The organism is Amycolatopsis sp. NPDC003861 (genome assembly GCF_053605405.1).
Map to the genome: position 1 here is coordinate 1 of NZ_JBSGJD010000149.1, position 24,175 is coordinate 24,175.

Annotated in this window: 28 protein-coding genes; 10 read left to right on the top strand and 18 right to left on the bottom strand. The window is 73.5% G+C overall.

The window, feature by feature from the left end; genetic code table 11:
- Positions 1-174 precede the first annotated feature (174 nt).
- From ACWEVN_RS30575 to ACWEVN_RS30625, 11 genes are all read right to left on the bottom strand, one after another.
- The gene (locus ACWEVN_RS30575; protein WP_452053590.1) at positions 175-1,722 is read right to left on the bottom strand and encodes an alpha/beta hydrolase; all 1,548 of its coding nucleotides are present in this window, start codon (positions 1,720-1,722) and stop codon (positions 175-177) included.
- Positions 1,723-1,793: 71 nt separating this feature from the next.
- On the bottom strand, positions 1,794-2,873 hold the full coding sequence (locus ACWEVN_RS30580) for an ATP-dependent DNA ligase (protein ID WP_449683894.1): 1,080 nt from the start codon (positions 2,871-2,873) through the stop codon (positions 1,794-1,796).
- Positions 2,874-2,900: 27 nt separating this feature from the next.
- Positions 2,901-3,500, bottom strand: a complete 600-nt coding sequence (locus ACWEVN_RS30585) for an alkaline shock response membrane anchor protein AmaP (protein ID WP_449683895.1) — start codon at positions 3,498-3,500, stop codon at positions 2,901-2,903.
- Positions 3,497-4,033, bottom strand: a complete 537-nt coding sequence (locus tag ACWEVN_RS30590) for a DUF6286 domain-containing protein (RefSeq protein WP_452053591.1) — start codon at positions 4,031-4,033, stop codon at positions 3,497-3,499. The genes ACWEVN_RS30585 and ACWEVN_RS30590 overlap by 4 nt, the downstream gene beginning before the upstream one ends.
- A gap of 2 nt (positions 4,034-4,035) precedes the next feature.
- Positions 4,036-4,386: an Asp23/Gls24 family envelope stress response protein gene (locus ACWEVN_RS30595; RefSeq protein ID WP_310974944.1), complete on the bottom strand. Its 351-nt coding sequence runs from the start codon at positions 4,384-4,386 to the stop codon at positions 4,036-4,038.
- Complete coding sequence (locus tag ACWEVN_RS30600) at positions 4,383-4,559, bottom strand: hypothetical protein (protein ID WP_013224542.1); 177 nt, start codon at positions 4,557-4,559, stop codon at positions 4,383-4,385. The genes ACWEVN_RS30595 and ACWEVN_RS30600 overlap by 4 nt, the downstream gene beginning before the upstream one ends.
- Positions 4,560-4,585: 26 nt before the next feature.
- Positions 4,586-4,849, bottom strand: a complete 264-nt coding sequence (locus ACWEVN_RS30605; RefSeq protein WP_449683898.1) for a hypothetical protein — start codon at positions 4,847-4,849, stop codon at positions 4,586-4,588.
- The gene (locus ACWEVN_RS30610; RefSeq protein WP_310974946.1) at positions 4,846-5,283 is read right to left on the bottom strand and encodes an Asp23/Gls24 family envelope stress response protein; all 438 of its coding nucleotides are present in this window, start codon (positions 5,281-5,283) and stop codon (positions 4,846-4,848) included. The genes ACWEVN_RS30605 and ACWEVN_RS30610 overlap by 4 nt, the downstream gene beginning before the upstream one ends.
- 113 nt (positions 5,284-5,396) lie before the next feature.
- Complete coding sequence (locus ACWEVN_RS30615) at positions 5,397-5,810, bottom strand: hypothetical protein (RefSeq protein WP_452053592.1); 414 nt, start codon at positions 5,808-5,810, stop codon at positions 5,397-5,399.
- Positions 5,810-6,364, bottom strand: coding sequence for an RNA polymerase sigma factor (locus ACWEVN_RS30620; protein ID WP_449683900.1), 555 nt, complete (start codon positions 6,362-6,364; stop codon positions 5,810-5,812). The genes ACWEVN_RS30615 and ACWEVN_RS30620 overlap by 1 nt, the downstream gene beginning before the upstream one ends.
- The gene (locus ACWEVN_RS30625) at positions 6,361-7,101 is read right to left on the bottom strand and encodes a pyrimidine reductase family protein (protein ID WP_449683901.1); all 741 of its coding nucleotides are present in this window, start codon (positions 7,099-7,101) and stop codon (positions 6,361-6,363) included. Before ACWEVN_RS30625 ends, ACWEVN_RS30620 begins: the two co-directional genes overlap by 4 nt.
- Before the next feature lie 89 nt (positions 7,102-7,190).
- Between ACWEVN_RS30625 and zapE the strand changes: the two genes are divergently transcribed.
- A complete protein-coding gene (gene zapE, locus ACWEVN_RS30630; RefSeq protein WP_452053593.1) occupies positions 7,191-8,219 on the top strand; it encodes a cell division protein ZapE in 1,029 nt (342 codons plus the stop codon).
- On the opposite strand, the gene ACWEVN_RS30635 is transcribed toward zapE, so the two are convergent.
- Positions 8,173-8,730: a phosphatase PAP2 family protein gene (locus ACWEVN_RS30635; protein ID WP_452053594.1), complete on the bottom strand. Its 558-nt coding sequence runs from the start codon at positions 8,728-8,730 to the stop codon at positions 8,173-8,175. The two genes, zapE and ACWEVN_RS30635, sit on opposite strands and share 47 nt — an antisense overlap.
- Before the next feature lie 66 nt (positions 8,731-8,796).
- Between ACWEVN_RS30635 and ACWEVN_RS30640 the strand changes: the two genes are divergently transcribed.
- Positions 8,797-9,672, top strand: a complete 876-nt coding sequence (locus ACWEVN_RS30640; RefSeq protein WP_449683904.1) for an FAD-dependent oxidoreductase — start codon at positions 8,797-8,799, stop codon at positions 9,670-9,672.
- Here the strand turns inward: ACWEVN_RS30640 and ACWEVN_RS30645 are convergent.
- From ACWEVN_RS30645 to rocD, 4 genes are all read right to left on the bottom strand, one after another.
- The gene (locus ACWEVN_RS30645; protein WP_452053595.1) at positions 9,662-9,970 is read right to left on the bottom strand and encodes a hypothetical protein; all 309 of its coding nucleotides are present in this window, start codon (positions 9,968-9,970) and stop codon (positions 9,662-9,664) included. The two genes, ACWEVN_RS30640 and ACWEVN_RS30645, sit on opposite strands and share 11 nt — an antisense overlap.
- Positions 9,967-10,959: a glycoside hydrolase 5 family protein gene (locus ACWEVN_RS30650; RefSeq protein WP_452053596.1), complete on the bottom strand. Its 993-nt coding sequence runs from the start codon at positions 10,957-10,959 to the stop codon at positions 9,967-9,969. Before ACWEVN_RS30650 ends, ACWEVN_RS30645 begins: the two co-directional genes overlap by 4 nt.
- A 73-nt stretch (positions 10,960-11,032) precedes the next feature.
- Entirely contained in the window at positions 11,033-12,391 is a 1,359-nt protein-coding gene (locus ACWEVN_RS30655) for a DUF2252 domain-containing protein (RefSeq protein WP_452053597.1), read from the bottom strand.
- A 201-nt stretch (positions 12,392-12,592) separates the two neighbouring features.
- Entirely contained in the window at positions 12,593-13,825 is a 1,233-nt protein-coding gene (gene rocD, locus ACWEVN_RS30660; RefSeq protein ID WP_452053598.1) for an ornithine--oxo-acid transaminase, read from the bottom strand.
- Positions 13,826-13,969: 144 nt separating this feature from the next.
- On the opposite strand from rocD, the gene ACWEVN_RS30665 reads away from it, so the two are divergent.
- From ACWEVN_RS30665 to ACWEVN_RS30685, 5 genes are read left to right on the top strand one after another with little or no spacing between them, the layout of a single operon-like run.
- Complete coding sequence (locus ACWEVN_RS30665) at positions 13,970-14,299, top strand: ArsR/SmtB family transcription factor (protein WP_452053599.1); 330 nt, start codon at positions 13,970-13,972, stop codon at positions 14,297-14,299.
- Positions 14,296-14,763, top strand: coding sequence for an SRPBCC family protein (locus ACWEVN_RS30670; protein WP_452053600.1), 468 nt, complete (start codon positions 14,296-14,298; stop codon positions 14,761-14,763). Before ACWEVN_RS30665 ends, ACWEVN_RS30670 begins: the two co-directional genes overlap by 4 nt.
- 17 nt (positions 14,764-14,780) lie before the next feature.
- Entirely contained in the window at positions 14,781-15,644 is an 864-nt protein-coding gene (locus ACWEVN_RS30675; RefSeq protein ID WP_449683910.1) for a PPK2 family polyphosphate kinase, read from the top strand.
- Positions 15,641-17,740, top strand: coding sequence for a prolyl oligopeptidase family serine peptidase (locus ACWEVN_RS30680; protein WP_452053601.1), 2,100 nt, complete (start codon positions 15,641-15,643; stop codon positions 17,738-17,740). Before ACWEVN_RS30675 ends, ACWEVN_RS30680 begins: the two co-directional genes overlap by 4 nt.
- Positions 17,737-18,687 carry an LLM class F420-dependent oxidoreductase gene (locus ACWEVN_RS30685; RefSeq protein ID WP_452053602.1) on the top strand — a complete coding sequence of 317 codons (951 nt, stop codon included), beginning with the start codon at positions 17,737-17,739 and terminating at the stop codon, positions 18,685-18,687. The genes ACWEVN_RS30680 and ACWEVN_RS30685 overlap by 4 nt, the downstream gene beginning before the upstream one ends.
- 3 nt (positions 18,688-18,690) lie before the next feature.
- Here the strand turns inward: ACWEVN_RS30685 and crcB are convergent, their stop codons facing one another.
- Complete coding sequence (gene crcB, locus ACWEVN_RS30690) at positions 18,691-19,065, bottom strand: fluoride efflux transporter CrcB (RefSeq protein WP_452053603.1); 375 nt, start codon at positions 19,063-19,065, stop codon at positions 18,691-18,693.
- The gene (locus tag ACWEVN_RS30695; RefSeq protein ID WP_452053604.1) at positions 19,062-19,469 is read right to left on the bottom strand and encodes a fluoride efflux transporter FluC; all 408 of its coding nucleotides are present in this window, start codon (positions 19,467-19,469) and stop codon (positions 19,062-19,064) included. Before ACWEVN_RS30695 ends, crcB begins: the two co-directional genes overlap by 4 nt.
- Before the next feature lie 146 nt (positions 19,470-19,615).
- Here ACWEVN_RS30695 and ACWEVN_RS30700 point away from each other — a divergent pair, with 146 nt between their 5' ends.
- The 3 genes from ACWEVN_RS30700 to ACWEVN_RS30710 are packed head-to-tail and all read left to right on the top strand — an operon-like array spanning position 19,616 to position 24,137.
- Positions 19,616-21,136, top strand: coding sequence for a pyridoxal phosphate-dependent decarboxylase family protein (locus tag ACWEVN_RS30700; protein WP_452053605.1), 1,521 nt, complete (start codon positions 19,616-19,618; stop codon positions 21,134-21,136).
- Positions 21,133-22,410 (top strand): lysine N(6)-hydroxylase/L-ornithine N(5)-oxygenase family protein, encoded by a 1,278-nt coding sequence (locus tag ACWEVN_RS30705; protein WP_452053606.1) that lies wholly within the window; start codon positions 21,133-21,135, stop codon positions 22,408-22,410. The genes ACWEVN_RS30700 and ACWEVN_RS30705 overlap by 4 nt, the downstream gene beginning before the upstream one ends.
- The gene (locus tag ACWEVN_RS30710) at positions 22,407-24,137 is read left to right on the top strand and encodes an IucA/IucC family protein (protein WP_452053607.1); all 1,731 of its coding nucleotides are present in this window, start codon (positions 22,407-22,409) and stop codon (positions 24,135-24,137) included. Before ACWEVN_RS30705 ends, ACWEVN_RS30710 begins: the two co-directional genes overlap by 4 nt.
- The last annotated feature ends 38 nt before the right edge of the window (positions 24,138-24,175 follow it).

The following is a 24,175-nucleotide window of genomic DNA, read 5'->3' on the forward strand; positions in this document are numbered from 1 at the left end:
ACTGCTCCGGATACTTCGACCTGCGAGACACCAGGACATCCTCCCTCCAGACCACCGTCTGGAATCAAGGTGTCCGGCCCCAAGGGGCAACTCCACTCGTGAGATCCGGCTTCAATCACGCGAGTTACGGCTCTGATCACGCGAGATCCGGGTCTGATCACGTGAGTGACGGGGTCAGGCGGGGCAGAGGGTGCCGTCGGCGGGGATCTTGCCGTCGATGAGGAACGCGCGGGCCGCGTCCGTGACGCAGGGGGAGACGCCGAGGGCGCCGTGGCCCGCGCCCTGCCAGGTGATCGTCACCGCGGACGGCATGTGGTCGGCCGCGCGGGTGCTGCCGACCTGGGGCGTGACCGGGTCGGTCGCCGTCGCCGCGACCAGGATCGGCGGGGCGCCCGGCGCGCCCGGCGCCGGCAGCGGCTCGGTGCGCACCGGCCACGGGCCGCACCAGGCCAGCTGCTGGGCGACGACCGCGCCGAACTGCGGGTACTTGCCGCGCATCCCGGCCACGACCTGGTCGAGCTGGTCGGCCGAGAGGCGGGTCTGGCTGTCGTTGCAGCGGGTCGCGATCGTCGCGTCGATCCGGGACGGCTGGGCGCGCGTGTCGCGCAGCACCGGCGCCGCGAACGCCGAGAGCGGGCTGACGTCGCCCGAGCGTGCCGCGGCGATCGCGTCGGCCAGTTCCGGCCACCGCGACCGCTGCGACAGTCCCGAGTAGACGGCGAACAGCGCGATGCCCGGGCCGAACGTGACGCCCTCGCCGGTCGACCCCGGCGTGCGCCGCAGCTGGTCGGTGACCGCCGAAAGCGCAGCCTTCGGGTCGCCGAGGGCGCAGCGCCGCGCCGCACAGTCCGCCGCGAAGGCGTCCAATGTGGACTGAGCGCCGGCGGCGACGGCGTCGAGGACCGCGGCCGTGTCGGCGCCCGGGTCCGGCACGCCGTCGAGGACCACGCGCCCGACCTGGCCGGGGAACCGCACCGCGTACTCGGCCAGCACCTTCGAGCCGTCGCCGTGGCCGAGCGCGTTCAGCCGCTCCATGCCCAGCTGCTTGCGCAGCTCGTCGAGGTCGCCCGCGCCGCGCCAGCTGTCCAGCGCGGTCTGGGTGTCGTCCAGCTCGATGGCGCACTGCTGGCCGGCCTTGCGGGCCGCGTCCAGGACGTCGCCCAGGCCGCCCTGCGCCGGGTCGACGGCGATGAGGTCGGGCCGGATGTCGGCGGGGATGCACTGCGCCGCGCCGGAGAGCCCGGTGCCGCGCCGGTCCAGGCCGATCAGGGAGAACTTCTCCAGGAACGCGGGCGACAGCGTCGCGGCCAACCGCGCGGCGTACACGGTGCCCGGATCGCCGTCGACGTCGTTGACCACGACCAGCGGCACCGGCCCGGTGCCGACCTTCAGCGCCAGCAGCCGCACCACCGACCGCCGGGGCTCGCCGGGGGAGTCGAGCGGCGCGGTGACGCGCGCGCAGGTGAAGTGCAGGCTGTCCGGCACGCCGGGGGTGCCGATGCGCTGGCGGGTGTCGTCGTCGCAGTCGGCCCACTTCAACGTCGGCGACTGCGGCTCGCCCAGCGGCGGCAGCGGGACCCCGGGCGTGCGGGTGGGGGTGCTGCCGGTCGTCTTCCCGTCGTTCTCGACCAGCGCCGGGCGGACCGACGGACCCGCGGCGCAGCCCGCGGCCGCGGTCAGGGCGAGCAGCGCGGCCAGGAGACGGGTACGGCGGCGGCGCACGGGCGGGATCCTCACGTCGGACGTCGATCAGCGGGCAGGCCGAGCTTCGCACGGCCGGTGTGGGACGCGGGTTAGCGGGTCCGCACCACCTGGCCCCGGAAGACGGCGTCGAGGTCGTAACGGGCCGGCTCCTCCAGCTGGCTGTAATCGCACGAAGCGGGTTCGCGGTCGGGCCGCCAGCGCTTGAACCGCGCGTTGTGCCGGAACCGCGACGGCATGCCGCCCTCGGTGTTCTCGTAGGCGACCTCGACGACCCGTTCGGGCCGCAGGGGCACCCACTCGTGCTCGGTGGCGCGCCAGCGGGTGACGCCGCCGGGGATGCGCTGGGCCTCGCCGGTGGCCCGGCCGCCCCAGGGGTGGTCCTCGCCGTCGGTGATCAGCGGCGCGAGCTCTTCGGCGAGCTCGCGGCGGCGGTCCTTGGGGAACGACCCGACGGTGCCGACGTGGTGCAGCACGCCCTTCTCGTCGTGCAGGCCGAGCAGGAAGGAGCCGACGAGTTCGCCGGGGCCGCCGTCGACGTGCCAGCGCAGCCCGGCGAGCACGCAGTCGGCGGTGCGGACGTGCTTGTACTTGAGCATGACGCGCTTGCCGGGGGTGTACGGCTCGTCGAGCGGCTTGCCGATGACGCCGTCGAGGCCGGCGCCTTCGAACAGCTCGAACCAGTGCCGCGCGGTGTCGGAGTCGGTGGTGGCCGGGGTGAGCGGGAACCGGTCGCCGGCCAGGTCGGTCAGGCGCTCCCGGCGCACGGACGTCGGTTCGTCGAGCAGCAGCTCGTCGCCGAGGGCGAGGACGTCGAAGGCGACGAACTCGGCGGGCTGCTCGCCGGCCAGCAGCGTGATCCGGCTTTCGGCGGGGTGGATCCGTTCGGTGAGCGCGTCGAAGTTGAGCCGCCCGTCCCGCGCGACGACGAGTTCGCCGTCGAGGACCACCCGCGGCGGCAGGGTGTCCAGCAGCTTCGCGACGGCCTCGGGGAAGTACCGGTTGAGCGGTTTCTCGGCGCGCGACTGCAGGTACAGCTCGTCGCCGTCGCGGAAGACGATGCAGCGGAAGCCGTCCCACTTCGGTTCGAAGAGCAGGCCCCCGGCGTCCGGGATGGCCTTGGCGGGCTTGGCGAGCATCGGCTTCAGCGGCGGCTGCAGCGGTAGGGGCATGCCCCGCATTCTGCGGAAAACCCCGGCTCAGCGCACGCGTTTGGCCGGGCTCGTGTCGAGTTCCAGGCGGACCGCGGCCGGCAGTGACTCCAGGCCCAGGGATTCGCGGGCCCGGGTCAGCACCCGGGTGTCCAGGCCCGACCACACCGCCTTGAGGTCGGTGCCTTCGTGCAGCCACAGCGTGATGCGCAACGCCGGGGCCGTCCGCGAACCGACCGCGCGGACCCGGGCCCGGCTGACGCCGTCGAGGTGCTCGGCGTCCGTCTGGACCGCGCCGGCGATCGCGGCCGCCGTGACCACCAGTTCCGCTCCCTCCGTGCGGTCGAGGTCCAGGTCCGGACGCGGTTCCGGGCGCAGCGAGCGCAGGGCCCAGGTCAGCCCGAGCACCAGCAGCAGCACGCCGAGCACGATCGCGGCGATGCGGGCCGGGGTCGCGTGCGCGCCGAGCCACTCGAGCGCGAGCGGGTCGAGCAGCGGGCGGCGGCCGCGGAACTCGCCCAGCGCGCCGAAGCCGACCACCAGGGCCAGCGCGCCGCCCAGGAACGCGAGCAGTCCGATGAGGAACGTCAGCGTGCGTTCGCCGGTGTACGACCGGGAAAGGGCCTTGGTGGCGATCGAGCGGCTCATCGGCGGTCCTTCGGCGAGTCGACGACGACCGTCACCTTCGGCCGCCGCATCAGGGGGAGCTCGTCCAGCAGGGCCGACACCGTGGCCAGCAGGCGCGGCCGCAGCTCGGCTTCCGTTTCGAGGGTGCTCTTCGCGCGGACGCGGACGCGGCGGGCGCTCGCGGTGACCGACGCGCCCGCGACGTTGTCCTGCGCGCGCACGGTCAGCCCGACCAGCCGGGCCAGCGACCGCGGGGACGTCGAGACGCTGACGTCGCCGGCCGGGTCGGTCAGCCGGACCGCGCGGTTGCCCGCGGCGAGGGCGCAGCCGATGAGCACCAAGCCGGCGGCGGCGACCACCCCGGCGCCGACGCGCACCGCGTAGGCGTCCCAGCCCAGCGACGCCAGACCGGCCTGCCACCGCGGCCACGGGACCAGCAGCGGCGCCGACTCCGGGCGCCACCAGTGCCAGCCGACCTCCAGGGCCAGCAGCGCACCGGCCGCGGCGAAGGCCAGGCCCAGCAGCATGGCGAGGATGCGGACGAACGGGCGCACGGCTACCGCACCCTCGGCGCGACGTCCGGCAGCAGCGCGGACACCGTCACGGCCAGGCTCCGCACGCGGTAGCCGGTGAGCAGCTCGACCTCTTCGGCCACCTTTGCGCGCACGTCGCCGACGACCGCGCGGACCGCCGCCGGGTAGCGCAGGGCCAGGTCCAGGGCGAGGTCGACGTCGTTGTCGTGGCCGCCGACCTTGGCCTTCGGGCCCTTCTTGCCGTCGCGCGCGGTGCCGGGGACCTGGCCGGCCGCGTGCTGGGCGACCTTGCGGACCACCGCGTGCCCGATGGTGAGGGTGCCGCGCTCGGCCGGTTCGGCGAGCTCGCGGGGCACGTCCAGGACGGGGCTCACTTGTCGCGGCCCTTGCCGAACAGCTCGCCCAGGTCGAGTTCGCCGTCGAGGACCCGGCCGGCGACCAGGCCGATGATGCCGACGGCCAGGGTCACCAGGAACGCGGTGAACCCCTGGGTCGCGGCGAGGCCGAGGATCAGCCCGGCCAGGAGCCCGGTCTGCGTTGCGTTCACATGTCCTCCTTGGACTGGACGGAAGGTCACCGCACGCGCGAGGGGCGGCGGCGGAAGCGGGGCAGGAGGGCCGCCGCCCCACGGCGGGCGAAGAGCGCCACCCGGGAAAGCACCGCACCGCGCCGGCGGGCGCGGCTCGAGCGGCGGTGGGCCACGAAGGTGACCGGCGCGTCGTGGCGGGCATCCGGCCGGCGGAACCGCGCGAGCCCCGCGGCGAACTCCGCCGGGTCGCCACCCACGTCCGGGTGGTTCGCCCGGACGAACGCCCGGAACGCCGCGCGGTCGCTCATTCCACGCGCGTGGATTCGGGTTCTTCCTCGCCCGGCAGGAAGATGTCGTTGACGGCGATGTTCACCTCGATCACCTCGAGGCCGGTGATCTGCTCGACCGCGGTGATCACGTTGCGCCGCACGGCGCGGGCGACGTCGGTGATGCGGGCGCCGTACTCCACCACGACGTCGAGGTCGATCGCCGTCTGCTTCTCGCCCACCTCGACCGACACGCCGGTCGTCGTCACCGTGCCGGAGCCGGGGATCCGCTCGCGCAGCGCGCCGAGCGCGCGGGACACCCCGCCGCCGCCGAGCGTGTGGACGCCGGCGACTTCGCGGGTGGCCAGGCCGGCGATCTTCTGCACGACCAGCGACGAGATGGTGGTGCGGCCGGCGGCGCCCTCCTCGTTGAGCGGGGTCACCGTGCCGGGGCTTTCGGTCCGTTCCGGGTGCATGCGTTCGGGCTCCTCTCGCTGTTCTCGCCCATACGATGCCCGGCGGCGCCGAACCCTCACGCAAGGTCCCCCGAACGGGGTAATGGTCAGTCGGTTCCCCGAACGGGTTAATCTCACCCTGGGTGGACGTCCACGACGTGCACGTTCACCACCGAAGCGACGCCCAGTTGCCGGGACAGCGCGGCGGTGATCTCCCGCCGGAGCGCTTCGGCGGCCGCGTCGGCGATGATGCCGAACCGCACCGACACCAGCACCTGCACGGCGTCCTCCTCGACGGCGACGGCCGAGATCCGCACGCCGAACGGGGCCCGGTCCGCGGCGATCGTCCGGGCCAGCCGGTCGACGACGCCTTCGGTGACGCGCAGCCGGCCCGCGCCGCCGGGGACCTCCACCGCCGTCCGGCGGCCGCGGGCGACCGCCCGCAGGACGCGTTCGACCAGGCCCGGCGGGGTCGGCACCCGGCGCCGGGCCGCGGCGCGCACCGCGTCCCACCGGGGGTCGGACTCGGGGTCCTCGCTCTGGGCCATCACCGCTCCCTCAACTCGGCGAGCAGCGCCACCCTGGCCCGGTGCAGCCGGGAGCGCAAGGCGCCGACGTTCACGTCGAGCACTTCGGCGACCTCTTCGTAGCTCAGCCCTTCCAGTTCCCGCAGCACGAGTGGCACGCGCTGGGACACCTCCAGCCGGCCGACCGCGCGCAGGACCGCGTCGACCTCTTCGGCCCGCACGACCCGGCCCTCGGGCCCGGGCACCGCGGCGGCGAGCAGTGCGCTGTCCACAGTGGACTGCGGATCCGGGTCGTCGAGCGAAACCGTCGGACGGCGGCGGCGCAGGACGGCGAGCGCGCTGTTGGTGACGACGCGGTAGAGCCACGTCGACACCGCCGATTCCTGCCGGAAGCCGGACAGCGACCGCCACGCGGCCAGCCACGCCTCCTGCACGACGTCCTCGGCCTCGGCCGCGCTGCCGGTGATCCGCAGCGCGACCCGGTACATCCGGGGCGTGTGCGCCCGCACCAGCGCGCCGAACGCGGTGTGGTCGCCGCCCGCGGCCCGGGCGAGCAGCTCGGCGTCGTCGCTCACCCGGCGTCCCGGCGGTAGCGCAGGAGCGTGAAGCCGTCCTCGACGAGGATCGAGGCCAGGGCGAGCCGGCGCGGCACGGCGGGTGCGGCGCCCGCGGCGATCCGGCCCGCGGTCCCGGCCACCAGCAGCGGCGCGACGGTCAGGCACAGCTGGTCGACGAGGTCGGCGGCGACGAGCCGGGCGAACAGGCCGGGCCCGCCTTCGCAGTCGACGCGGCGCAACCCGCGGGCGGCGAGCAGGTCGAGAGCGCGGCGCACGTCGACGTCGTCGGTGCCGGCCCGCAGGATCTCGGCCCCGGCGGCTTCGAGGGCTTGCGTGTCGGCAGTGTCCGTCGTGATCACGATCGGCGGGACGGCCGTTTCGGTGAACAGCCGGGAAGCGGGGTCCAGCTCCGCCGTGCGCGTCACGACGGCGATCGGCGGCACTCCTCCGAACCCGAGCCGGCGCCGGCGTTCGAGGCGTTTCGGGCCCGCGACGACGCCGCGGTAGTTCTCGGCGCGGGCCGTCCCGGCACCGACCAGGATGACGTCGGCGAGGTCACGGCCCAGCAGGAAGACCTTCCGGTCGGCGGCGTGCGAGAGCCCCGCGGACGTCGTGTCGATCTCGACGGCACCGTCGGCGGACGCGACGAAGTTCACCTGCACCCAGGGCCGGTCCAGGTCTTCGGGGTAGCCGTAGACCTGTTCGAGGTCCGAACCGCTCAGTTCGCCCGTCCGATCGGGCCACACACGCTGCACCCGATCATCCCAGCACGAGCGTGAATCACGTCTCTACCGGGGGATATACCCGGTGATCGGTACCGCGGGCGCGGATAGGCTCTGCGACCATGCCCGCGCACCTGACCGGCCGCCGTCCCGAGCTGTCCGCCGACGAGCTGATCGGCGCCCTGGTGCCGCCGCCGCGCTTCGACGCCGTCCGGTTCGACACCTACCTCCCGAATCCCGGCGAGCCCAGCCAGGCCGCCGCGGTCGAGGCGTGCTCGGCGTTCGCCGCCAAGGTCGGGGCGCGCAAGGAGAAGAAGCGGTTCAAGCTGTTCGGCGGGGCTCGCGGTTCTTCGGAGCCGTCCGGGCCGATGGGGCTCTACCTCGACGGCGGGTTCGGCGTCGGCAAGACCCACCTGCTCGCTTCGACGTGGCACGCGGCGCCGTCCCCGAAGGCGTACGGCACCTTCGTCGAGCTGACCCACCTGGTGGGGGCGCTGGGCTTCCCCGAGGCCGTCCGGCGGCTGTCGGCGCACCGGATCCTGGCCATCGACGAGTTCGAGCTGGACGACCCGGGCGACACCACCCTGGTCACCCGGCTGCTGCAGGAGCTGATGGACGCCGGGGTGTTCATCGCGGCGACGTCGAACACCCTGCCCGAGAAGCTGGGCGAGGGCCGGTTCGCCGCCGAGGACTTCCTGCGCGAGATCCAGACGCTGTCGGCGCGCTTCGGCGTGGTCCGCGTCGACGGCCCGGACTACCGCCACCGCGGCCTGCCGGACGCGCCGCCGCCGGTCTCGCCGGAGGAGCTGGAAGCGTCGGCCGCGGCGCACGAAGGGTCCACTGTGGACGACTTCGACAGTTTGTGCACCCACCTCGCGGAGCTGCACCCGTCGCGCTACGGGCGGCTGCTCGACGACGTCACCCGCGTGCACCTGCGCGGCATCCACCCGGCGCCGGACCAGAACGTGGCGCTGCGCCTGGTCGCCTTCGCCGACCGGCTCTACGACCGGGCCATCCCGCTGGTCGTCTCGGGTGAGCCGCTGCCGTCGCTGTTCACCGAGGAAATGGTCGACGGCGGCTATCGCAAGAAGTACCTGCGCGCGGTCAGCCGGTTGACGGCGCTGGCTCGTGACGCCGTGCCGGCCAGCTGACCAGCACGACCGCCACGGCGAAGAGCGTTCCGCCGACGACGTCGGTCAGGTAGTGGTAGCCCATGCCGACCAGCCCGGCGGCCGCGGCGAGCAGCGCCACCGCGGCCAGCACGGCCACGACGACCCGGCGGGTCACCAGGACGAGCACCGTCAGCACCGCCACCAGGCTCACCGTGTGGCCGCTCGGGTAGACCAGGGTGTCGTTCTTCCACCGGTCGTAGAGCGGCTTGAGCAGCCAGCTCGTCAGCAGGATGGCCAGCACCGGCACGGCCAGGGCGAGCCCGGCTTCCAGCCGCCGTCCGGCGCGCAGGCACAGGAAGACCGCGAGCAGGCCGAGCGCGAGCACCACGTACGGCTCGGTCGGGAAGACGAGCACCCGCAGCACGCCGGGGCTCAGGTGCCCGACGGCCGCGGCGGCGGCGGCGTCGACCGCGCCGGGGGTGCTCCCGCCGGCGAACGGCAGGCCCAGCAGCAGCGCGAACAGCCCGCAGACGGCGGCGATCGTCCTCACCCGCGCGAGGGTAGCCGTGCTCTCGTGGGATGGCCGTCTGCCACGATGCGGGGAGAGGAGGATCGGATGCACATCACGGTGGCGGGGGCCGGGATCATCGGCCTGAGCTGCGCGTACCGGCTGGCCGGTGCGGGCCACGACGTGACGGTCGTCGCGACGGCCGGCCCGGGCGAGTCGACTTCGGCGGTGGCGGGCGGGGTGCTGTACCCGCCGGTGCGCGTCCCGGACAAGCGGATCGCGCGGTGGACGGCCGAGACCTTGGCGGTGCTGCGGGCACAGGAGGCGCCGGGGGTGCGGTTCCGCCGCGGCCGGGTCCTGCGGGCCCCGGGCGAGCCGGAGCCGCAATGGCTGCGGTCGATGATCGACCCGGTCCGCGACGGCGACCGGCTGCTGTTCACGACGGCGCTGGTGGACACGCCGGTGTACCTGGAGTGGCTGCTGGCGCAGGTGGTCGCGCTGGGCGTGCGGGTCGAATACCGGCCGTTGCCGTCCCTTTCCGGGGTGGGGCCGGTGGTCAACGCGGCGGGCCTGGGCGCGGGACCGCTGGCGGGCGACCGCACGATGGTCCCGGTCGGCGGCCAGGTCGTGCACGTGACCGACCCGGGCCTGCCGGAGTTCGTGGTCGACGAGACCGGCCCGGGCGTGACGTACGTGATCCCGCACGGCACCCACGTGGTGTGCGGCGGAACGGAGGAGCCGGGCCGCGCGGACACCGACCCGAACCCGGCCGTGACGGCGGACATCCTGCGCCGCTGCCGGGAACTGGAGCCGCGGCTGGCGGACGCCGCCGTGCTGCGGTCCCGGGTGGGGCTGCGCCCGTTCCGGCCCGCGGTGCGGCTGGAACGGGTCGGCGACGTGGTGCACTGCTACGGGCACGGGGGAGCGGGCATCACCTTGGCGTGGGGGTGTGCGGCGGACGTCGCCGCGCTGGTCACAGGCTGATGAGCTCGGTGATTCCCCGCTGCTTCAGGTAGTTCGCGTCCGAAGCGCGGCTCTGCAGCACGAACGCCACCCGCTTCCCTTCCGCCGCCAGTTTGAAGAACCGGTCGTTGCCCCACGTCGGGAAGAGGTCCGGGAGCACGATCGCCGCCGGGCGCGGGGCCGGGTTCGGGGGTGTCCGGTCGAACTCCGCCACCAGCGCCTTCAGCGCTTGGCCGGCCGGCTTCAGCTTCCGGTCGTTCGTGTACAGCCCGAGGTCGTACTCCAGGGGGTTGAGGTTCGGGACCAGCGCGGGGTTCACGTCGTGGGAGCACCACCACGTGAAGCCGAGCGTGTGGGCACTGGCGGCCGCGTTGCGGATCGACCGGACAGCCACTCGCCGTACCGGGGCCGGGTCGCGTCGCTGAAGTGGATCGACGGCGCGGCGCCGTCCTCCTGGATCCAGACGCGGCGGGCCGGGTCCGTCGCGTACGCCTGGGCCACCTGGATCAGGCGTTCCGCGTTGTGCGTCGCGACCGCGCCGAGCGGGTCGGTCTCGAGCGTGCCGGAGAACGACGTCCACGGGTGGATCGCCACCACGTTGCCGGCGTCCGCGAGCCCGCGGCGGGTGAAGTGGGTGCCGTTGTCCCACGGCGCCCGGTCGCAGCCGACCGTGTGCTCCTTGCCCGGCGCCACCTCCTCGGCGGTGGCGCACAGCGTGCGGGCCCAGGCGTCCGCCTGCGCCTGCGTGACGAACAGGCCGGCGAAGTCGTCCCAGTAGTAGTACGGCTCGTTCGACAGGTCGAAGCCGAGGAAGCGCGGGTGCCGCCCGATCCGTTCGGCGAGGGCCCGCAACAGCGTCCGCTGCGCGTCGAGAGCGGCCGGGTCGGTGAACCAGTTGACCGGCTTCGGCTTGGTCTGCAGCCAGTTCGGCGTCCAGTAGCGGGCCGAGATGTGGCCGTTGAACACCGTGACCTCGACGTCCAGCCCGGCCGCGCCCGCGAGGTCGAGGAACCGGTGCAGCCGGTCGAGCTTCTCGCCGCTCACCAGCGCGGGTTCCGGCTGGAAGGCCGACCACAGCAGCATGAGCCGCAGGTGGTCGAGCCCGAGCGCGGCGATGTCGTCGAGGTCACGGCGCAGGTCGTCCTCGCGCCAGTCCTCCCACATGTGGAACCAGCGCGTCGACGGCGTGTAGTTGACGCCCAGCCGGAACGCCCGCTTCCGGGGCGCCGCGGCCGCGGGGAGCGCGCTCGCCGCCACGGCCGTCGCGACCGCTCCGGTGAGCACCGACCGCCGCTTGAGATCCGCCACGCCGCCTCCTTCGTCCGGGCACGTCTAGCACGACGGCGAAGTGGATCTCCAGTGATGACCGGCAACCTGTCCGTCAGTTGCGGGAGAAGGCGGCGTGATCGGCTTCCGTTTGGTCGGCATACCGCACGGCGTATGCGCCCATCGCCTCGTCGAGCTCCGACTCGTCGGCGAAGTACCCCGCGAGCAGCTTCGGGTGCAGCGACCGCGTGTGGGCGCGGGCCAGCAAGGCGCCGGCCAGCCTGCCGTAGTCGTCGAGGTGGTCCTTCTCGAGCTCCGACGGGTCGATGTCGCCCTTGAGGTTCCGGAACTGGCGGACGATGAACGGGACGCCGTCGATCGTGGTCCAGCCCAGCAGGATGTCGGTCTCCGCCTGCACCAGCCGGGCGCCGTCGACGATGCGCTGTCCCTCGTGTGCGGCCGGGGCCAGGTCGAGGTACGGCGCGAGGGCCGGGCGCTGGGCCTGTTTCACCTGCAGCACCAGGTCTTCGTCGTCGTTGCCGTGCAGCAGGGCGACGTAGCTGCGCAGGCCGACGCTGCCGGTGCCGACGACCCGGAAGGCGACGTCGGCGAGCCGGTACCGCGCGATCAGCGTGCGCCGGGACTCCCGCAGTGTGTCCACATAGGACACCAGCCCGGCGGCGACGGCTTCGGCGGTCCCCGCGTCGACGTGGGTGAGCACCGGCGGGTCCGCGACGAACCGGTGGCGGGCCAGGCCGGTCTCGTGGTCGTCGACGCGCTCGGTCCACTTCGCGGCGACCTTCGCGCTGTCGTTCTTGCGGGCCTTCTCGGCCGCGTCGGCGAAGTCGTCGATCAGCTCGTCGGCCCGTGCTTTCGACAGCACCGAGGAGTCCGGCAGCGCGTTCCAGCTCCGGAGGAACGGCAGCTCGGCGAGCGCGCGGATGGTCCGGCGGTAGGACTTCACGGCGTCTTCGGCGGCTTCGCGGCACCCCGATTCACGGATGCCGCCTTCGCGGCCGGCGAGCACGAGGCTGGCCGCGAGCCGCTTGAGGTCCCATTCCCACGGGCCGGGGACGGTCTCGTCGAAGTCGTTGATGTCCATGACGATCTTGCCTTCGGGGGTGCCGTAGAGCCCGAAGTTGGCGGCGTGCGCGTCACCGCAGAGCTGAGCGGTGACGCCGGACGAGGGCGTCCCGGCGAGGTCGGCACCCATCAGGCCGGCGGCGCCGCGGAAGAACGTGAACGGCGAGGCGCGCATCCGTTCCCGCCGCAGGTCGGTCAGCTCGGGCAGCCGCCCGGCGTTGGTGGCGTCGAAATACTCGCGCGGTGCCGGCCGGTTCTTCGCCGCGGCCGCGTGGTCGTGCAGTGCGGCCGGCGTCTTCTCGCGGAGCCGCTTCCCCTGTTCGAACAGCTCGGCCGGCGTGACGCTGCCGGTGCCGACCAGCGGCCGTTCTCCCCATTCCCCTGATCCCATACCGGGCACAACGTCCGAAGGGGACGTTGTGCTCCCGAGCGCGCGCGGTGGGGCGGTGATCGCGACATGGGGGGGCGGGCCGCGGCGGACCTGGCGGGCGGGCGCTCCCCGGCCGCCGAGGTGGCCCGCAGGTCAGCCGAGGTGCGTGTGTTCCCGGACGCCGCCGGGGCGGGAGGCTCAGCCGGCGGCGTCCGGGTGGTTTCAGGGGCGGATGACCTCGGCGATCGCGTCGATGCCGCGGTCGAGCTCGTCGCGGGTGATCACCAGCGGCGGGGCCACCCGCAGGGTGCGCTCGTGCGTCTCCTTGCACAGCACGCCCCGCGCCATCAGCGCCTCCGAGGCCGCCCGGCCCGACGGGCCGCCCGGGGCGATGTCGATGCCCGCCCACAGGCCGCGGCCGCGGACCTCCGACAGGCCCTGCCCGACCAGCTCGCCGAGCCGCGCGTGCAGGTGGGCGCCCAGTTCCGTCGCCCGCTGCTGGAACTCGCCCGTGCCCAGCAGGCGCACGACCGCCCGGCCGACCGCGCAGGCCAGCGGGTTGCCGCCGAACGTGGAACCGTGCTCGCCCGGCTGCAGGACGCCGAGGACCTCACGGCGGCCGGCCACCGCGGACACCGGCAGGATGCCGCCGCCGAGGGCCTTGCCCAGCGTGTAGACGTCCGCGCGGATGCCCTCGTGGTCCAGCGCCAGCACCGTGCCGGTGCGGGCCAGCCCGGACTGGATCTCGTCGGCGATCAGCAGCACGCCGTGCTCGTCGCAGGCCTGGCGGACGTCGGCGAAATACCCCTCCGGCGGCACGATGACGCCCGCCTCGCCCTGCACCGGCTCCAGCAGCACCGCCGCCGTGCGCGGGGTGATCGCGTCGCGCAGCGCGGCCGCGTCGCCGTACTTCACCGTGACGAAGCCCGGCGTGAACGGGCCGAAGTCGGCGCGGGCGGTCTCGTCGGTCGAGAACGAGACGATCGTGGTGGTCCGGCCGTGGAAGTTCGAACCGGCGACGATGATCTCCGCGGTGCCGTCCGGCACGCCCTTGACCCGGTGCGCCCACTTGCGGGCGATCTTGACCGCGGACTCGACGGCTTCGGCGCCGGAGTTCATCGGCAGCACCAGCTCGGTGCCGGTCAGCTCGGCCAGCTCGCGGCAGAACAGCCCCAGCTGGTCGTGGTGGAACGCCCGCGACGTCAGCGTGACGCGCCCGAGCTGCTCGACGGCGGCCGCGACCAGGTCCGGGTGGCGGTGGCCGAAGTTCAGGGCCGAGTAGCCGGAGAGGAAGTCGAGGTAGGACTTGCCCTCGACGTCGGTCACCGAGGCGCCGGAGGCTTCGGCGATCACGACGGGCAGCGGGTGGTAGTTGTGCGTGCTCCACCGCTCGTCGAGCTCGATGAAGCTCGCGGCGGTGGGGGCGGCGGTCTCCCGGCCGGCGAACGTCGTCATGTGTTCAGGTTAGAGGCAGCAGACGCAGAGTTCAGCCGGGAAACGTTGCTTTCACCCGTTGTTCGTTGCGCAATATCGCGTTCACACCCCCGAAACACTGCGTGCCGGTTGACGGTTGCTTCGGTAAGTCTTAACTTACGGTTCGTGGCGACTTACGGAAGCGACCAGCTGGCCGCCCTCGCCGACCCGTCGCGCCGCGCGATCTTCGAAGCGCTGCGGGCCGGGCCGCGGGCGGTCGGCGAGCTGGCCGCGGACCTGCCGATCAGCCGCCCGGCCGTGTCCCAGCACCTGAAGGTCCTCAAGGAGGCCGGCCTGGTCACCGACCGGGCCGTCGGCACCAAGCGGCTCTACCGGCTGGAACCGGCCGGGATCGCCGCCCTGCGCGCCTGGCTCGACGGGATGTGGTCGGACGCGCTGAAGGCCTTCGCCGAGCTGGCGGAAGCCACCGAACCCACCGAAGAGGAGCACCCATGACTCTGGAGCCGATCCGCCGGAGCGTCACCGTCGCGTGCTCGCGCGAGCACGCGTTCAAGACCTACACCGAGGCCTTCGACAGCTGGTGGCCGCGGCAGCACCACATCGGCGCGGGCGAGCTCGCCGAAGCCGTCCTGGAGCCGAAGCCGGGCGGGCGCTGGTACGAGCGCACGGTCGACGGCGCCGAGTGCCAGTGGGGCGAGGTCCTGGTCTGGGAGCCACCCGCCCGGGTGGTCCTGTCCTGGCGGATCGACGGCGACTGGAAGATCAACCCCGACCCGGCGTACGCCAGCGAAATCGAGGTCAGATTCATCGAAGAGGGGCCGAGGTCGACCCGCGTCGAGCTGGAGCACCGCGACTTCGAGCGGCACGGCGAGACCGGTCCCAAGGTCCGCGAGGGCGTCTCGGGCGACGGCGGGCACGGCGCCCTGCTGGAACTCTTCGCCGGGAAAGCCGCCGCCTGAGCGGGTACTTTCGGCGGATGGCCAAGAAGGACGACGGAAGCCGGGTCCGGGACGCGCTGCGCGTCGACGGCGCACTGCCGGACCCGGGCTCGGCCCCGGTGGGGCCGGGCAAGAAGGCGAAGGCCCTCGAGCGGCTCGGCAGCGCGGGTGAGCGGCTGTCCGCGCTGCAGGAGGCGCTCTACGCCGAGGGTGTCGGCGGCGGCACCCGCCGGGTGCTGCTCGTGCTCCAGGGCATGGACACCTCCGGCAAGGGCGGCACGGTCTCGCACGTGCTCGGCCTGGTGAACCCGATGGGCGTCCGGTACGCGGGGTTCAAGAAGCCCACCGCGGCCGAACGGCGGCACCACTATCTCTGGCGGATCCGCAAGCAGCTGCCCGCGGCCGGCCAGATCGGCGTCTTCGACCGCTCGCACTACGAGGACATCCTGGTCCCGCGCGTGTCCGGCCTGCTCACCGCGGCCGAGCGCCGGCGCCGGTACGCCGAGATCAACGCGTTCGAAGCGGAGCTGGCCGAGGCGGGCACCACGGTGCTCAAGGTGTTCCTGCACATCTCGCCCGAGGAGCAGCTCAAGCGGCTCAAGGCCCGGCTCGTCACGCCCGAGAAGCGCTGGAAGTACAACCCGGGCGACCTGGAGGCGCGGTCGCACTGGCCCGCGTACGAGAAGGCCTACGCCGACATCTTCGAGAAGACGCCGGGCTGGTACGCGGTGCCCGCCGACCACAAGTGGTACCGCAACTGGGCCGTCGCCGAGCTGCTGATCGAGACCCTCGCCGACCTGAAGCCGCAGTTCCCGGCGCCGGACTACGACGTCGACGCGGAGCTGGCCAAGCTGAAGGGTGTTGGCGTCTCGCGTGAGGAGTCTGGAAGAGTGCGGGCGTGACCGATGTCGACGACCTCCCGTTCCTCCGCAAACAGGCCCGGACCCAGCGCTTCACCCTCGGCGCGCCGAAGGAGTTCCGGGTCGCCCCGGACGGCTCCCGCGTGCTGTTCCTGCGCGCGGAGTCGGGCACCGACCCCCGGCACAGCCTCTGGTCGGCCGACCTGGCGACCGGCGCCGAGACCAAGCTCGTCGACGCCGCCGAGCTGCTGCCCGGCGAAGAGGAGCTGCCCGCGGAAGAGCGCGCGCGACGCGAGCGGGCCCGCGAGACCGGCGGCGGCGTCGTGCACTACGGCGTCGACGCGGCCTTCACCGTCGCGGTGTTCTCGCTCTCGGGCAAGCTCTACACCCTGGACCTCGCCTCGGGCGAGGTGACGCTGCGCGTCGACGGTTCGGTCATCGACCCGCGGCCGGACCCCACCGGCACGCACGTCGCCTACGTCCAGAACCGGCGGCTGCACGTCCTCGAGCTGGCCACCGGCGAGGACCGCGTGCTGGTCGAGGAGGACGGCGAGGACATCGCCTGGGGCCTGGCCGAGTTCATCGCGGCCGAGGAGATGGACCGCACCCGCGGCTACTGGTGGGCCCCCGACGGCCGCAGCATCCTGGCCGAGCGCTCCGACCGCGGCCCGGTCCCGCGCTGGACCATCGCCGATCCGGCCAACCCGCAGAACCCGGCGAACGTCGTCGCCTACCCGGCGGCGGGCACCACGAACGCGCTGGTGTCCCTGGCGGTGCTCGGCCTGGACGGCTCGCGGGTGGACGTCGAACCGGGCGAATGGGAGTACCTGGCCTCGGTGCACTGGTCGGCCGGCGGCGCGCCGCTGCTCGCCGTGCAGCCGCGCGACCAGAAGCGGATGGACGTTCTCGCGGTGGACGTCGCCGACGGCTCGACCTCGGTGGTGCACAGCGCTTCCGACCAGCACTGGATCGACATCGTCGGCGGTGTGCCGGCGTGGACGCCCGACGGCCGCCTGGTCGTCGAGGGCATGGTCGACGGCGACCACCGGCTCTTCGTCGGCGGCGAGGCCGTCACCCCGGCCGGGCTGCAGCTGCGGGCGGTGCTCGACATCGGCGACGAGATCCTGTTCAGCGCCTCCGAGGACGACCCGACGCAGATCCACGTCTTCCGCACCGAGGGTGCGTCGGTGCGCCGCCTGTCCACTGTGGATGGCGTGCACGTCGGCGCCGGAACCGCCGCGGTCACCGTGCTTTCCTCGTGGAGCCTGGAGTACAGCGGCCCGCGCGTGTCGGTGCTGCGGGACGGCTCGCCGGTCGCGACGATCACCTCGTCCACTGTGGACCCCGACATCGTGCCGAACCTGGCCTGGCTGACGCTGGGCGAGCGGAACCTGCGCGCGGCGCTGCTCCTGCCGCGCGGGTACGAGCCGAGCGAGGGCAAGCTGCCGGTACTGCTCGACCCGTACGGCGGGCCGCACGCCCAGCGCGTCCTGCAGAGCCGCAACGCGTTTCTCACGTCACAGTGGCTGGCGGACCAGGGCTTCGCGGTGCTCGTCGCGGACGGCCGCGGGACGCCGGGCCGCGGGGCGGTGTGGGAGCGCGAGATCCACGGGCGCCTCGCCGACGTCACGCTGCAGGACCAGGTCGACGCGCTGCAGGCGGCGGCCGCTGCGTTCCCCGAGCTGGACGTGGAGCGGGTGGCGATCCGCGGCTGGTCCTACGGCGGCTACCTGTCGGCGCTGGCGGTGCTGCGCCGGCCGGACGTCTTCCACGCGGCGGTCGCGGGCGCGCCGGTGACCGACTGGTCGCTGTACGACACGCACTACACCGAGCGGTACCTCGGGAAGCCGCAGGACGAGGTCGAGAGCTACGCGCACAACTCGCTGATCGAGAGCGCGGGCGAGCTGAGCCGCGCGCTGCTGATCGTGCACGGCCTGGCCGACGACAACGTGTTCGTCGCGCACGCGCTGCGGCTGTCGTCGGCACTGCTGGCGAAGGGACGCCCACACGTCTTCCTGCCGCTGGCGGGCGCGACCCACATGACACCGCAGGCCGAAGAGGTCGCGGAGAACCTGATGCGCACGCAGGTCGATTGGCTGCTGCGTGAACTCTCGTCCGTCGACAAGGAGACTGCATGAGCCGCTGGGGCCTGACGATTCCGCTGACCGGGGTGCCGCTGACGGCGCACCGCGAACTGGTCGAGCAGCTGCCGGACCTGGGTTACACCGACGCGTGGACGGCCGAGACGGCGGGCACCGACGCGTTCACGCCGCTGGTGCTGGCTTCGCAGTGGGCCCCGCAACTGCGGCTGGGCACGGCGATCGTCCCGGTGTACACGCGCGGCCCCGGCCTCCTGGCGATGCAGGCGGCGACGGTCGCGGAGCTGGCCCCGGGCCGGTTCGTCCTCGGCATCGGCGCGTCCTCCCCGGTGATCGTCTCGGCCTGGAACGCGGCGTCCTTCGACGAGCCCTTCGCGCGTTCCCGGGACACGCTGCGGTTCCTGCGGTCGGCGCTGGCGGGGGAGAAGGTCAGCGAGAAGTACGACACGTTCGCGGTGTCGAAGTTCCGCTTGGAGCGCCCGGCGGACCCACCGCCGTCGATCATGCTGGCGGCGCTCCGCCCGGGCATGCTCAAGCTGGCGGCGCGCGAGGCGGACGGCGCGATCACGAACTGGCTGGCGGCTTCGGACGTGCCTCAGGTGCGGTCGGTGGTCGGCCCGGACGTCGAGCTGGCGGCCCGCATCTTCGTCTGCCCCACGGAGGACGCCGACGCGGCCCGCGGCCTGGGCCGGATGCTGATCTCGAGCTACCTGACGGTGCCGGTGTACGCGGCGTTCCACGACTGGCTGGGCCGCGTTGAGGCACTGGCCCCGATGCACGAAGCCTGGGCGGCGGGGGACCGGCAGAAGGCGAACCAGGTGATCCCGGACGCGGTGGTGGACGAACTGGTGATCCACGGCAGCGTGGAGTCGTGCCGCGAGCAGGTCCAGGCCTATGTGGACAACGGGCTGACGACGCCGATCATCGCCCTGCTGCCGACGGGCGGGGACCCGTTCGAGCAGGTACGCGGGCTGGCGCCGCGCTGACGCTCACGTGAAGGTGACGGTGGCCAGCGCGAGCCCGAGCCCGCCGGCCGTCAGCCCCGCGGCCACCGTCACCAGCACGTTCAGCACCGCGTACCGCCGCGTCTTCTCCAGGAACAGGCGGACCGTCTCGTAGCCGAACGTCGAGAACGTCGTCAGGCCGCCGCAGAAGCCCACTGCCACCAGGGCGCGCACCGAGGACGGCTCCGCGCCGTGCAGGAGCCAGCCGCTCAGGAAGCCCAGGACGAACGACCCCGCGATGTTCACCGTCAGCGTCCCGAACGGGAACGGCGAGGCGCGCCACTGCCGGACCTTCCAGTCGGTCAGGTAACGCAGGATCGAGCCCGCCGCGCCGCCGAGGGCCACCAGGAGCGGTGTCACTCCGGCCGCCTCCGGGACACCGCGCGCGTCGCCGAGAGGCCGGCCGCGACCGCCGCCAGGCAGAGCACCACCGACGCGGCCACGTACAGCGCGGAACCCAGAAGCCGCCCGGTCGTCGCCGCATCGAGGGTGTCGGTCACGAACGTCGAGAACGTCGTGAAGCCGCCGAGGATCCCGACGCCGAGGAACGGCCGGAGGAGGCGGTGGGGGCGCGCGGTCGTGGTCAGGACGGCCATCAGGACGCCGATGAGCAGGCAGCCGAGGACGTTGGTGAGCAGCGTCGCGACGGCGAACTCGCCGCGCGCGTGCGGGATCGCCACGGACAGGCCGTAGCGGGCGAGGCTGCCGAGCGCGCCGCCGGCGCCGATCGCCGCCAGGACGTCCCACCGGGGCACGCTGATCACCTCCTCCTCGCGCTGAACCTACTCCCGATGGCCGACGCGTCGCCGCCACCCGGTCGAGCATGCTGGACGGGGCCGGATGACAGGCAGCCTTCGGTCGCCGTACTGTTGCTCAGCGTAGGCAAGGCAACCCTAAGGAAGGCGGGCACATGCGGGCAGACGGGCTGGCCGGAGGCCACGGCGGCGCGGACCGGCTCGGCGAGCTGATCCCGCTGGCCCTGCGCGCAATGGCGGCGGGGGTGGCCGAACGCGGAGGCCCCATCCCGGCCGGCGGCCCGGCGGCGGTGGCGGCGGCCCTGGTGGCAGAGCGTGGCGAGCCGGGGGGACACAGTGACGATGGTCCGGACTCGGCTGATGCTGCTGCGCCCGCCCCGGGATCCGTGCAAGCTGCTGCGGCCGCCGGGAGTGGCCTCCTGCCCCGCCGGGGTGTCGGAGCCGAAGCCGCGCTCGAACAGCTCAGCCGGCTTCTCGCCGCCGGGTCCGCCGATCCTGCCGATCCCGCCTGTGCCGCCCACCTCCACTGCCCGCCCCTCGCCGTCTCCGTGGCCGCCGATGTCGTTGCCGGCTCCCTGAACCCCTCCATGGACTCCTGGGACCAAGCCCCCGTCGCCAGCGAGCTCGAGCGCGAATTCACCACCGGCATCGCCCGGCTCTGCTACCCCGATGCCGAAGACCCCGACGCCGTCGTCACCACCGGGGGCACCGAATCCAACCTCCTCGGCCTTCTCCTCGCCCGCGAAAACGGCGTCCTCCAAAGCGTCTGCGGCGCCAACGCCCACCACAGCGTCGCCCGCGCCGCCTGGCTGCTCGGCCTGCCCGCCCCGATCGTCGTCCCCTGCGACGGCGATCGGCTGCGGCCCGAGGCGCTCGACCAGGTCCTCACGCCCGGCTGCGTCGTCGTCGCCACCGCCGGGACCACCAACACCGGCACCCTCGACCCGCTGCCCGAAATCGCCGAAATCTGCCGCCGGCACAACGCCCGGCTGCACGTCGACGCGGCCTACGGCGGCATGGCCCTCTGCAGCGACACGCTCAAACCGAAGCTCGCCGGGCTGGACCGTGCCGACTCCGTGGCCCTCGACCTGCACAAGTTCGGCTGGCAGCCGGTCGCCGCCGGGCTGTTCGCCGCCCGGGAGGCCGCCGATCTGGGGGCGCTCACCGTCCGCGCCGAGTACCTCAACGCCGACGACGACACCGAAGCCGGCCTGCCGGATCTGCTCGGCCGCTCGATCCGGACGTCGCGCCGGCCGGATGCCTTCCGGATGGCCGTCACCGTGCACGCGCTCGGCACCGACGGCCTCGGCGCCCTCGTCGAACGCTGCTGCGCCCTCGCCACCGAGGTCGCCCGCCGCGTCGAGGACCACCCCGGCCTGCGGCTCTGGGGCCCGCCTGAACTGTCCACAGTGGTCCTGCGGCCGGTCCTCGCCGACGAGGCGGGCGGTGACGAGCTCGTCGCGCGCGTCCGCCGGGCGCTCCTGGAGGCCGGCACCGCCGTCATCGGCCGGGCCGCGCTGCCGACCGGGCCGGGCGGGGCGAACCAGCTGTGGCTCAAGCTGACGCTGCTGCACCCGCACGCCACCGCCGGCGACTACCTCCCGCTGCTCGACCGGATCGTCGCCACCGCGGGTGCCGAGCTCGTCGCCGGCCGGGAAAGCCCGGTCGCTTCGTGAGGCGCCACCACCTCGCCGGGGTCGGGATCGGGCCGTTCAACCTCTCGCTCGCGGCCCTCGCCGCCGGAGTCGACGGCCTCGACGCCGTCTTCTTCGACGCCCGCCCGGAATTCCGCTGGCACCCCGGCCTGCTCGTCGAGGGCGCGACGCTGCAGGTGCCCTTCCTGGCCGACCTCGTCACGCTCGTCGACCCGACGAACCCGTTCTCCTTCCTCAACTACCTGCGCGACCGCGGCCGCCTGTTGCCGTTCTACTTCGCCGAGCGGTTCCACATGCCGCGCGTCGAGTACGACGACTACGGCCGCTGGGCCGCCGCCCGGCTGCCGTCGTGCCACTTCGGGCACGAAGTGACCGGCATCCGCTGGGCCGGCGACGCCTTCGAGCTCACCATCGCCGGGCGCGAGCCGGTGCTCGCGGACAACGTCGTGCTCGGCGTCGGTTCGGTCCCTTCGGTGCCCGAACCGCTGCGCGAGCTCGTCGCCGATCCCGGGGTGCTGGCGGTGCACTCGGCCGATTACCTGTCGCACCGGGACGAACTCCTCGCCGCCGGAAGCGTCACGGTCGTCGGCTCCGGGCAGTCGGGCGCCGAAGTCGTGCTCGACCTGCTACGCAGCCGATCCACTGTGGACGGACTGCGCTGGCTCGCCCGGACGCCCGCGTTCGCGCCCATGGAGTACTCGAAGCTCGGCCTCGAACAGTTCACACCGGACTACACCGCGTACTTCCACGCTCTCCCCGAAGCCGTCCGCGACCGGCTGCTGCCCACGCAATGGCAGCTCTACAAGGGTATCGACACCGAAACGATCGGCGCGATCCACGACGAGCTCTACCGCCGCAGCATCACCGGCCCGCCCGGCGCCGTGCTGACCCCCGGTGTCGAAGTCGTCTCGGCGTCCACAGTGGACGGCGAGCTCGCGCTCGGTGTCCGGCACGCGCAACAGGGCCGTGACGCCACCCTGCGCACCGCCGCCGTCGTCGCGGCCACCGGGTACGCGGAGGCGCCGACCGGGCCGCTGCTGGCCGGGCTCGGCGATGCCGTCCGCCGCGACCGGCAGGGCCGCCTCGACGTCGGCGCCGACTACCGCGTCGCCCTCGACTTGCCGGGGTCGCTGTTCGTGCAGAACGCCGAGCGGCACACCCACGGGCCCGGCGCGCCCGATCTCGGCCTCGGCGCCTGGCGGGCGGCCGTGATCCTCAACGCCGTGTGCGGCAAGACCGTGCACGAGCTGCCCGACCGCACCGCGTTCACCACGTTCGGCCTGGAGGACAAGTGACCCTGGACGAGGCGGCCGCCTGGCGAGCGGCCGGCGCGCTGATCACCCACAAGATGCTCGGCGAGCTGTCCTACGAGCACATGCTGGAGCCGGTCGCCGACGGCGACGCCTACCGGCTGGAGCTCCCGGGCGCGGTTTACACGTTCCGGGCCCGGCGGGGCGCGTTCGACGCCTGGACGGTCGAGCCCGGCAGCGCGCGCCGCTCCGGCGAACCGGTCACCGACCCGCGCACGCTCGTCGTGGACGCCCGCGAAGTCCTGGGCCTGAGCGGGCTGAGGCTGGCCGACGTGCTCGCCGAGCTGACCTCGACGGCCGCCAACGAAGCCGCCCGCCTGCGCCGCGCGCCGACCGCGGCCGAGCTGTCCACCATGGACTACGACGTCGCCGACGGGCACCTCACCGGCCACCCGCGGCTCGTGCTCAACAAGGGGCGGGTCGGGTTCTCCGCGCGGGACCGGGCCCGGTACGCGCCCGAGGCGGGCGAGGATCTCCGGCTGCGCTGGTTCGCCGTCCACCCGGACCACGCCGAGTTCCGGTGCGTCGACGGGTTGAGCCGGGACGCGCTGCTGGCCGCCGAGCTCGGCGAGCTGCGCGACGAGTTCGCCGCGAAGGCGCCCGAGGACTACGTCTGGGTGCCGGTGCACCCGTGGCAGGCCGACGAAATCCTCGGCACGCTCTACGCCGCCGAGCTCGCCACCGGTGTCGTCATCGACCTCGGGGAGAGCGCCGACGTCTACCGGCCGCACCAGACGGTCCGGACCCTGGCCAACGTGAGCACACCCGGCCGGCACGACGTCAAGACCGCGGTGTCGGTGCGGAACACGCTCGTCTACCGCGGGCTCAACTCCGCGGCCACGCTCGCCGGCCCGTCGGTGACGACCTGGCTGCGCCGGATCAGCGCGGCCGACCCGCTGCTCACGGAGCAGTACCGGTTCGGGCTGCTCGGCGAGGTGGCGAGCGTGTCGGTGCAGCACCCGCTGTTCGGGCACCTCGAGGAACTGCCGTACCGGTTCCACGAAACCCTGGGCGCGCTGTGGCGCGAACCGATCCGGCTGGCCGAAGGGGAGCGGGCGCTGTCCTTCGCCGCGCTGCCTTACCGGGGTCCCGACGGTGTCTCCGTGCTGGCGCACCTGATCGGCGGCGGGGACGCGACGGCGTGGCTGACCCGGCTGTTCGACCTGCTGCTCACGCCGTTGCTGCAGTGGCTGCTGCGGCACGGTGTCGGGTTCTGCCCGCACGGCCAGAACCTCGTCCTGGTCGTCGACGCCGCCGGGGTCCCGCAGCGGGTGCTGATCAAGGACTTCGCCCAGGGGGTCGACCTGCTCGACGAGCAGCTCGGGAGCTACGAGTCGCTGCCCCCGGAGGCGGCCGCGGACATGCTGCGCTGGCCCGCGCACCTGCTGGCGCAGTCGCTGTTCAGCTCGGTGTTCTCCGGTCAGTTCCGGTTCTGGGCCGAGGTCCTGCTCGACGAGCTCGGCCTGCCGCGGGCCGCGTTCTGGGCGCCCGTGCGGGAGATCGTCGGCCGCTACCGGGACGAGAACCCCGACGTGGCCGCGCGGTTCGACGCCTGCCGGCTGTTCGCCCCGGACGTCGAGCGCGTGACGCTCAACCGGGAGCACTTCGCCGGGCAGGGCTTCGACAAGGTGGAACGGGACGACGAGTTCGACGTCCGCTGGGGGCGGGTGCCGAACCCGCTGCACGCCCCGGACCCGGGCGGCGCGTGGTGACGGCGTTCGCGCGGCCGGTCGGCCCGCGGTCGCTGGCC